Below are 13,287 nucleotides of genomic sequence, written 5' to 3'. Positions count from 1 at the left end.
CGAGAGACAGGCCAAGCTCGGCGAGCTTTTCCTTGATCTCGGTGAGGGACTTCTTGCCGAAGTTGCGGTAGCGGAGCATCTCGCCCTCGGTCTTCATGGCCAACTGGCCGACGGAGGTGATGTTTGCATTGTTGAGGCAGTTGGCGGCGCGAACAGAGAGCTCGATCTCGTTGACGCTCATGTTCAGAAGCTTGCGCAGCTCGCTGTTTTCCTCGCTCTGGGCCTCCGGGGCGGCCTCGAACTCGACGGCCTTGTCGTCGTAATTGACGAACACGTCGAGATGGTGGCGCAGGATGGCGGCGGATTGAAGAAGGGCGTCGTGAGGGGTCACGCGGCCGTCGGTCCAGATGTCGAGCACCAGCTTGTCGTAGTCGGTGTTCTGCCCGACGCGGGTGTTTTCCACGGCGTACTTCACACGGGTGACCGGGCTATAGATGGAGTCGATCGGGATGACGCCAATCGGGGTGTCAGGACGCTTGTTTTCCTCCCAAGTGGAGAAACCACGGCCGACGCGAACCTCGAACTCACATTCGAACTTCGTTTTGCGGTCGAGCGTGCAGATGATCTGGTCACGGTTGATGACCTCGTAGTGATTGTCTTCCTTGATATCACCGGCGGTGACGGGGCCTTCTTTGTCGGCAAAGATGGAGAGCAGGCGTGGCTCCTTGGCGTCGCTGTGGTGCTTGAAGCGGACTTTTTTGAGGTTCAGGATGATCTGAACGACGTCCTCAAGCACGCCAGGAAGCGTGGTGAACTCGTGTTCCGCACCGCGGATTTTCACGGAGGTGATGGAGGCACCTTCCAGGGAGGAGAGGAGGACGCGGCGGAGGGAGTTGCCAATGGTGTGGCCGTATCCTTTGTCGAAGGGTTCGGCGACGAACTGGGCGTAGGTGTCGGTTGCCGAGGCCTCGTTTTTGACAAGGCGGCTGGGCATCTCGAATCGAGCAAGACGAACTGACATGATGTGTGTGATATGGCCGGGTTACCTCCGGGCGAGAATCCTGCGCATCTCGAAGAGAGGCAGGCACGGAGACCAACGGCGAATTGAGGGGCGGAACTCGCGAGGGGCGTGGATAATGCAGGTCGAAACCGGGAATGCAACCGGGATTTTGCGGCCTGGAAACGACCGCCAAAACGGGTAGGGGCGCGTGCGGCGGTCCTGCGAAGCGCCATCGTGCCGCTTGTCAGCGGGCCTCGCCTCGCTCACAATCCGCGCCCACATGAGCGATCCAACGCCTGAACCTCCCGAAACTGACAAGCCTAAGACCCCGACCTCGCCGGAAGAGGTCACTCGCAAGCTGGAGGACTTCATTAAGAACACGCTTGGCGGCCAGGTGCTCTTCACCCGCGTCGAGGGCCCCGGCGCACGACCGGTGAAGGACGGCGACGAAAAAGCCGAGGGCGAGCCTGAGGAGGACCATGGCGAAGCTTTCGAATTCCACTACAAGCCAGCGGACATCAAAGCGCACCTCGACCGCTTCGTGATCCGCCAGGACGAGGCCAAAAAAGTGCTCGCCACAGCGGTGTGTGATCATTACCACCATGCGCAGATGCTGAGGGAGGACCGCGAATCCGGCTCAACAGGTCCGCGCCTCGAATTTTCGAAGCAAAACGTCATCATCATCGGCCCCACCGGCGTGGGAAAGACCTACCTCGTCAAACACATCGCCGATCTCATTGGTGTGCCCTTTGTGAAAGCGGACGCGACGAAATTCAGCGAAACCGGCTACGTCGGCGCCGATGTGGACGACCTCGTGCGCGATCTCGTGGCGAAGGCGAACGGCGACATCGAGCTGGCGGAGCACGGTATCATTTATCTCGACGAAATCGACAAGCTCAGCAGCGGGCCGGAGAAACTGGGCCGCGATGTGAGTGGGCGTGGCGTGCAAACCGCGCTGCTGAAACTGATGGAGGAGACCGAGGTTCCGCTCTATGCGCCGAATGACATCCGCAGCCAGATGCAGATGATGTTCGACACGCGCAAGGGACGCACCGGCCGCGAGGTGGTGAACACGCGTAACATCCTCTTCATTGTCAGCGGCGCGTTCAGCGGCCTGGACAAGATCATCGAAAAGCGCACGAACCGGAAGTCCATCGGCTTTGTCTCCGCAGACACGAGGCCGACCGTCATCGAGCATCTGTTCCGTGAATCACGCACGAAGGACTTCATCGACTACGGTTTCGAGGCCGAGTTCATCGGCCGTCTGCCAGTGCGCGTGGTGTGTGATCCGCTCAGCGCGGATGACATGTTCCAGATCATGAAGAACTCCGAGGGCAGCCTCATCCGCCAGTATGAGCGTGAATTCGCCGCCTATGGCGTGAAGGCCACGTTTGAGGACGACGCGCTGCGGGAGATCGCCAGCCGCGCCGAGGAGGAAAAAACCGGCGCGCGCGGTCTCGTCACCGCCTGGGAGCGAGTGCTACGTGATTTTAAATTCGAGATGCCCAGTCTCGGCCTGCCGGGGCTGCTCATCGACGGCGCTCTCGTCAAAAATCCCGAGCAAGTGCTCGCCCGTTGCCGTACCGAGGCCGCCACCTTTGCGGTTGAACTCGGCGCGGCGCATGCGGACGAGATCAAGGCCTTCGCCGAGCGTTTTCAGCGTGAGCACGGCTTCATGCTCGACTTTGACAGCAGCGCCATCGCCGCGATCGCCGCCAGGGCGCAGCGCGAGGGCATGCACGTCGATGCCATGTGCGCGAAACTCTTCAAAGACTATCCCTTTGGCCTGAAACTCGTCACCCGCAGCACCGGGGAAACCAGCTTCGCCCTCTCCGCCGATGCGATTGCGAATCCTGACAAATTCGTCAGCGAACTCGTCGTCAGCGCCTGCCGTCAGCGGCCTGAAGCGCCGTCATCCACCATCATCGACATCACCCCCGAACCTACTTCTCATGAATCGTAATCACGCTGCCGCCATGTTCATCGGCGTGCTCGTCTGCATCCCGCTGCTGGCCTTGTATCACTTCGGCTTTTTCCAGAGCACGGCAGAGTGGTTCGCGGGGCTGTATGCGCGTGGTTTCATCCTGCCGCAGGGCGGTTTGAAGCGTCTGGTCTGGCTGCAATACGGCTACTACACGGTGATGGCCTTCGCCAGCGCCTGGGTGTGCATCGAGATGCTCTCACAGTGGCGGCGTTTCGCCTTTCTGCTCGGCGGCACCTTCCTCACCGTCACCTTTGCCTGCGTCATGGCCATGAGCGGCATTTTGTTTGAGCCGGTGTCCGGCTCGCTGGCGCTGTGGTTCGCCGGGATCGCGGGCATCGCCGTCGGCGGCACGGTGAACGGCTACCGCCGTCATGTGATGCGCGAGTATTTTGTGGGGCGGCTCTCCACCCGGCTGTTTGAGGAGCTGGCGGACCTGGGCAATCCTGCGAAGATGACGGAGCGCCGGGAAATCACCGTGCTGACCTGCCGTCTGCTCAATCACGTCGAAATGGCCAATGGTGTTGAGCCGAGGTTCTTTGAAGAACTGACCACGCATTTCCAGCGCAGTGTGTCGGAGTTCCTCATCGCCCGTGGTGCTTATCTGGATGACAGTGACGCGCGGCAGGTGCGCGTGTTTTTCGGCTTTCCGCTTGTCGATGAGCATCATGCCCTGCACGCCGTGCAGGTGGCCGCCATCCTGCGCACCCACATGGGGGTGCTCACGCGTGAGATCGCGCAGCGTTTTGGCAAGAAGGCGCAGATCGGCGTGGCCTTGAGCACCGGGCAGGCGGTGTGCGGGCTGTATGGCGTCAGCCACTTCGAAAGCTTCAGCGCCGTGGGGGATGCGATCGACTTCGCCTCGCAGCTTTGTGTGTTGAACACCGCCTACGGCAGCCAGGTGCTCATCAGCGCCCGCACCTATGCTCTCGTGAAGGACAACGCCGAGGTGCGGCCGATGGAGATGGTCTGCGCCGCCGGTTCCAGTCAGATGAGTGAGGTGTACGAGCTGCTCGCTGAAAAAGGCACGCTGCCGGAGCCCGACATCCGTGCCCGAGACGCCTTCTGGCAAGGCGTGGTGCAGTACCGTAAGGGCGACCTGAAGCAGTCGCTCGAAAGCTTCAAAAACGCCGCCATTGAGGACCGCGAGGACGCGCCGCTGAAATACTTCATGGAGCGCGTCGAGGCGGCCGTGAAGGAAAAGGCCGTTCCTGAAAAGGAAACGCCCAAACACTCCCGCAAACTCGCCGCTACCTGAACGCCCTCATTTTTGAATCATTCACATGGCTCAAGCTGGTAGTCTGAACTCAAAACGCGAATGGGCGCGAATATCCGCGGATTTTCGCGAATGCATCCCCTCCGCTGATCATTCGCGGTCATTCGTGCTCATTCGCGGTCATTCGCGTTGTTTGGCATGGCGCTGAAGTCATCTCTGAGGAATTTATACCGCCGTGCGCATCGACTACCCACCCGCCATCCAGCGCCTCGTGGCCCAGCTCAAGTCGCTGCCCGGCCTCGGTCCGCGCAGCGCGGAGCGTCTGATGCTCTGGCTGTTGCACATGCCGGATGAGCGCATCACGTCGCTCTCACACACCCTGCTGGAGGCCAAGGAGCGCATCGTGCCGTGTTCCGACTGCGGCTTCTTCATCGAGAACGACAGCGCCTGCCTGCTCTGCCACGATCCACGCCGCAACCAGCGTTTGCTGTGTGTCGTCGAACAGGCCGCCGATGTGCTGCGGCTGGAGCGCAGCGGCGCGTTTCAAGGCTTGTATCATGTGCTCGGCGGTCGCCTGTCGCCGCTCGACAACGTCACACCTGAAGACCTGCGCATGGAGTCGCTCGTGGAGCGAGTGCGTGATCTGCACACGGAGGAGGTCATCATCGCCCTCGGTTCCGATGTCGAAGGCGAGGCCACCGCGAGCTACATCGCCGATCTGCTGCGTCCGGCGGGTATTGCCATCACCCGACTGGCCCAAGGCATGCCTGCGGGCGGCAATCTCGACCATGTGGACGAGCTCACACTTTACCAGGCATTGCATGGTCGGCGGAAGATGGGGTGAAGATTTTTTCTCGACAGCCGCTTTCTGAGCGGTCACCAATCCTCCATGAACCACCACATCGCACGCGACGGCCAGCAGCTCGGTGTTTTTACCGAGCAAGAAGTTCAATCCGGCGTCGCCTCAGGTCGATTTCTTTTAAATGACCTGTTTTGGACAGAGGGCATGGTGGAATGGCAGCCGTTGGGTTCACGTTTCAGCGTGCCTGTTGCTCCAGTAGTGGCAGAGGTTTCCGCCTCCGCTCCTGCCTTCAACCCCTACGCCGCCCCGCAGTCAAACATCGTGACTGCGGCGATGATGCCCCGGCTCAATCTCGCCTCGCGTGGGGCACGCCTGGGCGCGGCGCTCATCGATACGGTGATCATGATGATCGTCATGATTGTGCCGATGATTCCAGGCATTTTCGCCATCGCAGAGGCGGATCGAGCCGGAAATCTCGAGACGAACTTTCCACTCGCCTCGCTGTATTGGTTTCTTGCGGCATTTGTGACCTCGATGATTCTACTGGTGTGGAATGCCGTATGGCTGGGCAGGCATGGGCAGACCATCGCCAAACGCATGCTCGGCATTCGTGTCGTCTCTTTCCCAAGCGGCCAGCCCGCCGGGTATGGCAAGGCCTTCTGGCTGCGTGCGGTGGTGAATTACATCATCAACAACGTCGTGCCTCTTTATGGCATTGTGGACGCCTGTTTTATCTTTCGTGAGGACCAGCGCTGTCTGCATGACTTGATTGCAGACACCACCGTCGTCGTGGACAAGCCGGAGGCTTGATCACGCCAGCCCCAGCTCGGTCACTTGGTCCTCATCCAGGCCGAGATAGTGCCCCAGTTCGTGCAGGAAGGTGATGCGCACCTCGTCGCGGTAGGTTTGGAGGTCGCCGTTGCAGTCGTCCCACAGGTTGTCGAGAAAGAGCCGGATGCGCGGCATTTCATCCGGCGATTCCGGCAGAGGATCACACCGGGCGTTGCCTTCAAAGAGACCGAGCAGATCGGGATCGAGATCTTCATCGATGTCGATCAGCGCATCCATCTCGCAGAACTCGATCCGGCAGCCGCCGGCTTCATCGCGAATTTCCTGGGGCAGGGCCAGCAGGGCGGACTTCACCACGCTGGTGGCGACGGATTGGAGGCGTTCAAAGCGCATGTGAGTTACTTCTTCGCGGTTTGCGGCTTCTTTTTGAGCGCTTCGATCTCTTTGGACTGGTCCTCGGACTTCTTTTGAAGCTGCTGCACGCGGTCCCACAAGTTTTTCAGGTCAGCGGGGCTTTCGAGACCGGCGCGGATGTCTTGCGCGGCTTTGGCAGAGGCTTCACGCACCGGATCAATGCGGTCTCCGCTGCTGATGGCGAGCATAAGATCGAGCAGGCCGAGCGCTTTCGGATCACGCAGCGTGCCGAGCGCCTTCGCGGCGGCCACGCGCCAGTCGCGGCGTGGATCACTGAGTTTTTCGGCCAGGAAATCGCGCACAGCATCGCGATTCGCATTCGTGGGGCGGCGTGCGAGGAAGGCGAGCGCGTCGAAGGCGGTGCTGGCATCGCGCCCGCGTAACTCGTGCGGTTGTTGCAGTCGTGCGAGCACGGCGGGAACGGCGGATTCATCATCCTGAGCACGCAGAGTTTTGATGGCGGCCAGTTCGAGGGTGCTTTGGTAACTGGAGGCGGCGAGATGCTTCTTCAAAGCCTCGCTGACCGTTGGCTCGCCGGGTCGCGCGCTCCACGTCTCGACGATGGTGGCGAGGATGGCGGGGTTCTTCTCGCTCTGGGCCATCTTCCACAATATTTCGCGGGACTCAGGCGTGTGAAGGCTGGCGAGCGCCTGCACGACGGCTTTGCGTGTCGCAGCGTGTTTTTGATTTTCGCTGCCGGTGATCAATTCGGCCCGGGCTTCCGGCTCGCCGATCTTCGCGAGCACTTTGGCGGCTTCGCTGCGCACTGCGTGAAATTTGTCCTCACGCAGGATTTGGCCGAGTTTGGCGATGTGTTTGCGATCCAGCGTCCGCACAGCCAGAAGGCGGCCGATCACATCGGATTCGAGCTGCTCGTCGAGCATGGGGCCGGGTGGTGTGAAGCTGACTTTGGCCAGCACGGTGTAATCTGGGTCGATGCGCACGAGTTCAGGCTGTGCAGGCACGACGAAGTGAAAATCTTCGACCTCCTTGCTGACATCCATCGTGAAACGCAGCGGCTCCTTCTGCCCGGCGACGTGAAAGCTCACCGGCAGCGGCACGCGGAAGAGGCGCACCTGCTCACTGAGCTTCTGCGTCTGGCGCACGGTGATTTTTGCCAGTTTGGCGGCGGAATCCCAAGTGTGGTCGATCTTCAGCTCGGGCTCGCCGCCGTGGTGCAGCCATTGATCGAAGAATTGATCGAACGACAGGCCGCTGACCTCCTCGACGACATCCTGCAAATCATCCGTGCTCACGATGCCGCTGCGATGGCGTTCGAGATACGTTTTGATGCACTTGCGGAACAAATCGGGTCCAAGCTGGCTGCGCAGCATGTGCAGCACCCACGCGCCCTTGGGATACGCGCGATTGTCGAACTGCTGCATCGGATCGCCGTAATCACGCCAGACTATGGGCCGTGTGTCGTTCGCGCCGAAAACTTCCTGCGCCTCCAGCCAGAGCGAGTATTTCATCGCGTCCGTGCCGAGCTTCTGTTCCTCGTAAAGGATGGTGTAGTAGCTGGCGAAGCCCTCGTTCAGCCACAGGTGCGCCCAGTCGCGGCAGGTGACGAGATCGCCGAACCACTGGTGTGCGGTTTCATGTGCGTCGAGGCGATGCAGGGTGCGCAACTCCTCTGTGTCTGCGTTGAAGAGCATGTCGGCGGCTTCAAAGGTGCAGCTCGTGTTCTCCATGCCACCGGCCAGGAAATCGAGGCAATAGACCTGCCAGTATTTGTCCCACGCGAAGGGCACGCCGATCTCCTTTTGGTAAAACTCGATGATCTTCCGCGTGTCGGTGAACGCGTTCGCCGCCTGAGCGGCATGCGAGGGCGGCACCAGCATCGCCAGCGGCAGTTTGCCCGCCCTGTCCTCCAGCTTGTGAAAGTGTCCTGCTGCCAGGGCGATGAGGTAGTTCACATGCGGCTGGTTTTGCAGCCAGTGAAAGGTCACGAGACCGGCAGCGCCGGGTTTCTCGCTTTGCAGCGTGCCGTTGGAGACGACCTGCATGCCCTTCGGCACATGGCAGATGACCTCGCTGGTGAAGCGCTCGTTCGGGTAGTCGTAGCTCGGGAACCAGAAGCGATGCAGCTCCGCCTCACCCTGGCTCCACACCTGTGTGTCGCCAGACTTGTAGCCCATCTCGGGCGTGCGGAAATACAGGCCATGCTCCGGCTGCGCCGAATACTTCACCGTGAGCGTGATCTCGGCATCGGGTGCGATGGCGGAGGCGAAAGTGATGACAAGCTTCTCATTCGTCACCTCATGCTCGGCCACTTTCGCGCCTTCGGCCTTCAATTCGGAGATGTTCAAATCCACCGCGTCGAGCTCCAGCTTTGCCAGCGGCAGCGCGATGGGCTTGAAGCGCATCGTCGCTGTGCCGGAGACCGTGCGCTTCACAAAATCCGGCGTCACATCGAGCTTCAGGTGCAAAACATCGACGCGACGGTCTCGTGCATACTTCCGACCTGCGATAATCTTGATCGGCTGCGGCAGCAGATGCTTCTCACAATGCCGGCAATCGAAGGAGTCTGCAAAAGCACTCGATACGAGCAATGCGGCGGCGAGAAGGAGATGGTGAGGGCGCATGATGAGCGCGAGCATCCCCGGCCTGTGCTGGCATGGCAAGAACAAACCGGAAGGACAGCGCCTGCGGTCGCGTATTGGCCTCGTCATGCTCACTTTTTCCGACCACAGCCAGGGATCGTCACGCCTTCAGCGGCGTGATTTCCTGCGCATTGGCGGTCTGGGGCTGGGCGGGCTTGGTTTGAGTGAAATGATGGCACTCAAGGCGCTCGGAGCCTCGCAGAAGCGGCTGCTCAAGGACAAGTCGGTCATTTTCCTCTTCATGCACGGCGGGCCATCGCAGTTCGAGACGTTTGATCCAAAGATGGACGCACCGTCGGAGATCCGCAGTGTGACGGGCGAGATCAAGACGAAGCTCCCTGGCGTCACCTTCGGCGGCACGTTTGAGCGGCTGGCGAAGCTGGCGGACAAGTTCAGCATCGTGCGCTCCTTCGTCACGGGCGATGCGGTTCACGACATCAAGACCATCGTCGGCAAAGACACGCTGAAGGCGAATGTCGGCTCGCTCTACTCGCGCATCGCCGGTCCGCTGCGCAAGGGCAGCGCGATGCCGACCAACGTGGCGTTGTTTCCTCAGGCGATTTCATCGGCCGCAGGGCCGGTGATCAAGAAATTCGGCGATTTCACCTCCAGCGGCGAGTTTGGGGCCACTTATCAGCCCTTCGTGCCTGGTGCGGGCAGCGGTGCGCAGGCGGACATGACGTTGAGCCTGCCGCAAGGCCGGCTCGATGACCGCCGCACGCTCCTGACCTCGTTGGATCAATGGAAGCGCCGCATGGATGCCAGCGAGTCGGTCGGCGGCATGTCGGAGTTTCAATCCCTCGCCTTCGATGTGCTGCGGCGTGGCGTGTCGGACGCGTTTGATCTCTCCAAGGAAGATCCGCGTCTCATCGAGCGCTACGACACCTCCAAACTGCTGCCGAAGGATCGCATCAGCACGCAGTGGAACAACCGCGAGCACTACGCTGACAACGCCGCCACCCTCGGCAAGCTGCTGCTGATGGCCCGCCGCCTGTGCGAGCACGGCTGCGGCTTTGTCACCGTCACCACGAGCTTTGTGTGGGACATGCACGCGGACAACAACAACGCCCCCTGCCGCACTGGCATGGACTACGTTGGACGTCCGTTTGATCACGCCGTCTCCGCTTTGATTGAGGACATCGAAGCACGCGGATTGAGCGAGAAGATCATGCTCGTCTGCTGCGGCGAGATGGGCCGCTCGCCGAAACTCAATGCCAAAGGCGGTCGCGATCACTGGGGTGGACTCGCACCGCTCATGATTTACGGCGGCGGTTTGAAGATGGGCCAGGTCATCGGCCAGTCGGCGCGGAACGGCGGTGAGCCTGCTTCCGAACCGATCACGATCCCCGATTTGATTGCCACGATCATGCACACGCTCGTTGATGTCGGCGAGGCTCGTCTCACCGACGGTCTGCCGCCGAATTTGCTGAACGTGCTCACGCGTGGCGAGCCGATTCGCGGTCTAGTTTGAATTTTTTCTCATGCGCATCCTTGTCTTTGCTCTTTTTTCTTTTGCCTCACTGATTCACGCCGGGGAGCCGGTCACGCGGACGTTTTATGTGACAGGCGTGGAGTGCGGGAGCTGTGTGTATGCGGTGCAGCAGTCGGTGGGAGAGACCAAGGGCGTGTCAGATGTGGCGGTGGTGCAGGTGATCGACAGTTTTGCCAATGTGACCTTTGATCCCCAGGTGGTGAGCGAGCATCAGATCGCGCAGGCGGTGCGGGAGGCCTATCCGCTGCATGGGATGCCGTATCTCGCCGCGCTGAAGCTGCGCCTGCCGGAGTATGCGAAGCATGCCGCGAAGGCGGATGCGGTTTTGAGTCGGTGGAAGGACTGGATCACCGTCAAGCCGGTGAACCAGGCCAAGGGCGAGTTTGAGATCCACTTTCTGTCGCTGAAGGCCGATGAGAAAAAAACCGGGCCGCAGGGCTGGAGTCTGGCGGAGTTCAGCGCCGCGTTGAAAACCAGCTTGGGGCTCGCTTTTACCCTGGAGTCGGAGGCGCTGTAGGAAGGCGGGCAAAGGCGTTGCATTTGCGCCCAAATTTGCGATGCATGCGGCCCCCATGACCCCGAAAATCGACCCCGCCCTGCACCGCGACAAAAAGCCGGACTGGATCCGCGTGACTTTGCCGCGTGATCCGAAGTTTTGGAGCACCAAAGGGCTGATCACGGACCTGAAGCTGCACACCGTGTGCGAGGAGGCGCAATGCCCGAACCGCTGGGAGTGCTGGAGCCAGGGAACGGCGACGTTCATGATCGCGGGGGACCGCTGCACGCGAGCCTGTGGCTTTTGCGCGGTGAAAACGGCCAAACCGTTCGCTTTGGAAGCGGACGAGCCTCAGCGTGTGGCCGAGGCGACGAAGCGCATGGGCTTGAACCACATCGTGATCACCGCCGTGGCGCGGGATGACGTGAAAGACGGCGGTGCGGAGCATTTTGCGCGGACGATTGAAGCCGTGCGCGAGGCGGTGCCGACGATCACGATTGAGATTCTCGTTCCCGACTTCAACGGCAAGGACGACGCCCTGGAAGTGGTGATGAAGGCCAGGCCGCACATCTTCAATCACAACCTGGAAACCGTGGAGCGTCTGACGCCGCTGGTGCGCAGCCGGGCGATGTATCATCGCAGTCTGCATGTGCTGAAGCGCGCGAAGGCGATGGCGGAGGAACTTGGCACGAAATGCGCCACGAAGAGCGGGCTCATGCTCGGCCTTGGCGAGACGGAGACGGAGTTGTTTCAGGCGATGGACGACCTGCGCGAGCATGACGTGACCGTATTGACGCTGGGCCAGTATCTGCGCCCCTCCGCGCAGCACCTGCCGGTGATCGAGTACATCCACCCGGACACGTTTGAGAACTACAAGCAGATCGCCCTGAAAAAAGGCTTCCGCCATGTGGCCAGCGCACCGCTGGTGCGCAGCTCGTATCACGCCTCGGATTTCAAGCCGGAGCTGGATTTGGAGTAACCGACGCCAGGAGGCTGGGGATGCTCAAACGAGATGGCGGCTAGCACGGCTGTCTCTCTCCGCTGAATACATGGCGAATTTAGTCCTTTGACCTAGAAATAGCAGCCAATTTCATTCACTCACATATCCATTGTTGAATGGACGGTCGTTTTGGTTTCCGCATCCTGGAAAAACCAGCCTGTTGCACGTTTCCAATCGCATCACGGCCATGAAAAAGATGTTCGCCATTATTACTGGCCTGCTTGCCATCGCGTTAAGCATCGCCACCCGTGCCAATTCGCGGGCCGGTTACGAAACGGCACCATGATACTGAAATTTCGCGCCTCACTTCTTCTCCGCCGCCTGCTTCGTATCGTACTCTTTCCAGAATTCCTCGGCGGTTTGATCGGGATGTCCGTTCACAAAACGTGTGGAGATTCTGCGCAGACGAGGGTGGGAGCGAAGCTTCTGAAAGTCAGGGAACACGCTTGGATTGGTCATGAACAACTCTTCAAGTTCGAGACAATCCATTAGTGGAGTAATATCACCACCGATGATGTTGGGGATGGTGAGCGTTTTGATCGCCATGCCCCGCAAAGGGCTGAGGTCTCTGAGCCGGGAAGGGGTTCCACTGATACCCAGATGTGAGACGGGGAGCTGTCGCAGCGGCCTCAAATCCTCGGGTGGGGGTGAGTGAAGGTGCAGCATCAGTCCCCGCTGAGGGTGCAGTTCAACTGAACGCACTGGCATCTCTTTCAGCCCCATGGCTGCGAGAGCGTTCCAAGCATCCCTCAGCACCGGAGTCCTCTTGCCATAGCGTGCGAAAAAGGCGGTCGTGGTAAATGGCTCCGAGAGCGCGCTGCCATAAGGTTGCAGAGATACCTCACGAAGTCGTGGAAGGGTGTCGAGAAACTCGATGTCGGAGACGCCGAATGGCAGGGATATTCGCTCGAGTGTGGGGTGCCCCCGAAGCGGGGAAAAATCCTGAACTTGGGAAAAATCCATCGCGAGTGTCTTGAGGGGCATCCGTTGGAGCGGCCTAATGTCAGAGACACCAGTGAAACCCATAATGAGGTATTCTAAAGGTGCGTCCGAGACAGGGGAAAGGTCGGTCACACCTCTATTTGACAGGACACTCAAAGTGTTCAGTGGCATGCCCTTCAAGACACTCAAATCGGATAATCCGAGGCCTTCCAGCACCAATGACCGAATTGGCATGCCAGCAAGCGGGCTGATGTCTTTAACTCGTGTCCTCGCTAGATTGAGCCGTCGCAGTTTCATGCCGCGCAGGGGCGAAAGGTCGGAGACGTTTGTGTATTGCGCCTCGAGTTCTTCCAGTGGCATGCCAGCGAGGGGACTCAAATCGCTGACGGGGGTTGAGCCTATGAAGAGTTTGGAGATCGGCAGTCCTCGGAGCGCCGAGAGGTCGTTCGTTTCCAAAAGCGAAATATTCAACTCGAACGTTTCACCTTTCTGGTGCAGACGATTTTGATTCCATGCCTGCTGACGGGTGTATTGAGCGAGCTTTGCGAGGATGGTTGCCAAAGCCGTTTCAGCGGTACGGTTCAGCCTGGCGGAAAGAGGTGCCGCCTCCAA

10 protein-coding genes are annotated in these 13,287 nt (G+C 60.1%); 7 read left to right on the top strand and 3 right to left on the bottom strand.

Annotated elements, in window-relative coordinates:
* Positions 1 to 961: DNA-directed RNA polymerase subunit alpha (locus tag ACILSI_RS10170; RefSeq protein WP_395721766.1), on the bottom strand; the 961-nt coding region annotated here is incomplete at its 3' end.
* A 259-nt stretch (positions 962 to 1,220) separates the two neighbouring features.
* On the opposite strand from ACILSI_RS10170, the gene ACILSI_RS10165 reads away from it, so the two are divergent.
* The 4 genes from ACILSI_RS10165 (at position 1,221) to ACILSI_RS10150 (ending at position 5,749) form a co-directional block, all read left to right on the top strand.
* Positions 1,221 to 2,903 (top strand): AAA family ATPase, encoded by a 1,683-nt coding sequence (locus ACILSI_RS10165; protein WP_395721765.1) that lies wholly within the window; start codon positions 1,221 to 1,223, stop codon positions 2,901 to 2,903.
* Positions 2,893 to 4,179 (top strand): adenylate/guanylate cyclase domain-containing protein, encoded by a 1,287-nt coding sequence (locus tag ACILSI_RS10160; protein ID WP_395721764.1) that lies wholly within the window; start codon positions 2,893 to 2,895, stop codon positions 4,177 to 4,179. Before ACILSI_RS10165 ends, ACILSI_RS10160 begins: the two co-directional genes overlap by 11 nt.
* 193 nt (positions 4,180 to 4,372) lie before the next feature.
* Complete coding sequence (gene recR, locus ACILSI_RS10155; RefSeq protein WP_395721763.1) at positions 4,373 to 4,981, top strand: recombination mediator RecR; 609 nt, start codon at positions 4,373 to 4,375, stop codon at positions 4,979 to 4,981.
* A gap of 45 nt (positions 4,982 to 5,026) precedes the next feature.
* Positions 5,027 to 5,749, top strand: a complete 723-nt coding sequence (locus ACILSI_RS10150; RefSeq protein WP_395721762.1) for an RDD family protein — start codon at positions 5,027 to 5,029, stop codon at positions 5,747 to 5,749.
* On the opposite strand, the gene ACILSI_RS10145 is transcribed toward ACILSI_RS10150, so the two are convergent.
* Together ACILSI_RS10145 and ACILSI_RS10140 are read right to left on the bottom strand one after the other, a co-directional pair.
* A complete protein-coding gene (locus ACILSI_RS10145; RefSeq protein WP_395721761.1) occupies positions 5,750 to 6,121 on the bottom strand; it encodes a metallopeptidase family protein in 372 nt (123 codons plus the stop codon).
* A 5-nt stretch (positions 6,122 to 6,126) separates the two neighbouring features.
* Complete coding sequence (locus tag ACILSI_RS10140) at positions 6,127 to 8,727, bottom strand: M1 family aminopeptidase (protein WP_395721760.1); 2,601 nt, start codon at positions 8,725 to 8,727, stop codon at positions 6,127 to 6,129.
* On the opposite strand from ACILSI_RS10140, the gene ACILSI_RS10135 reads away from it, so the two are divergent.
* The 3 genes from ACILSI_RS10135 to lipA are packed head-to-tail and all read left to right on the top strand — an operon-like array spanning position 8,726 to position 11,712.
* On the top strand, positions 8,726 to 10,216 hold the full coding sequence (locus tag ACILSI_RS10135) for a DUF1501 domain-containing protein (protein ID WP_395721759.1): 1,491 nt from the start codon (positions 8,726 to 8,728) through the stop codon (positions 10,214 to 10,216). The two genes, ACILSI_RS10140 and ACILSI_RS10135, sit on opposite strands and share 2 nt — an antisense overlap.
* A 10-nt stretch (positions 10,217 to 10,226) precedes the next feature.
* The gene (locus ACILSI_RS10130) at positions 10,227 to 10,754 is read left to right on the top strand and encodes a heavy-metal-associated domain-containing protein (protein ID WP_395721758.1); all 528 of its coding nucleotides are present in this window, start codon (positions 10,227 to 10,229) and stop codon (positions 10,752 to 10,754) included.
* 55 nt (positions 10,755 to 10,809) lie between these two features.
* Entirely contained in the window at positions 10,810 to 11,712 is a 903-nt protein-coding gene (gene lipA, locus ACILSI_RS10125; RefSeq protein ID WP_322282171.1) for a lipoyl synthase, read from the top strand.
* The last annotated feature ends 1,575 nt before the right edge of the window (positions 11,713 to 13,287 follow it).

The sequence above is a fragment of the Prosthecobacter sp. genome (assembly GCF_044232965.1).
In the GTDB taxonomy this organism is placed as follows: domain Bacteria; phylum Verrucomicrobiota; class Verrucomicrobiia; order Verrucomicrobiales; family Verrucomicrobiaceae; genus Prosthecobacter.
Note: the sequence above shows the minus strand (reverse complement) of the source record. Positions and strands in the feature narration are given on the sequence as shown.

What these genes read in the sequence shown, in the direction of transcription:
- ACILSI_RS10165 (WP_395721765.1), top strand. Translation starts at nt 1,221, where the DNA reads ATGAGCGATCCAACGCCTGAACCTCCCGAAACTGACAAGCCTAAGACC.
- ACILSI_RS10160 (WP_395721764.1), top strand. Translation starts at nt 2,893, where the DNA reads ATGAATCGTAATCACGCTGCCGCCATGTTCATCGGCGTGCTCGTCTGC.
- ACILSI_RS10150 (WP_395721762.1), top strand. Translation starts at nt 5,027, where the DNA reads ATGAACCACCACATCGCACGCGACGGCCAGCAGCTCGGTGTTTTTACC.
- ACILSI_RS10145 (WP_395721761.1), bottom strand. Translation starts at nt 6,121, where the DNA reads ATGCGCTTTGAACGCCTCCAATCCGTCGCCACCAGCGTGGTGAAGTCC.
- ACILSI_RS10135 (WP_395721759.1), top strand. Translation starts at nt 8,726, where the DNA reads ATGATGAGCGCGAGCATCCCCGGCCTGTGCTGGCATGGCAAGAACAAA.
- ACILSI_RS10140 (WP_395721760.1), bottom strand. Translation starts at nt 8,727, where the DNA reads ATGCGCCCTCACCATCTCCTTCTCGCCGCCGCATTGCTCGTATCGAGT.
- ACILSI_RS10130 (WP_395721758.1), top strand. Translation starts at nt 10,227, where the DNA reads ATGCGCATCCTTGTCTTTGCTCTTTTTTCTTTTGCCTCACTGATTCAC.
- lipA (WP_322282171.1), top strand. Translation starts at nt 10,810, where the DNA reads ATGACCCCGAAAATCGACCCCGCCCTGCACCGCGACAAAAAGCCGGAC.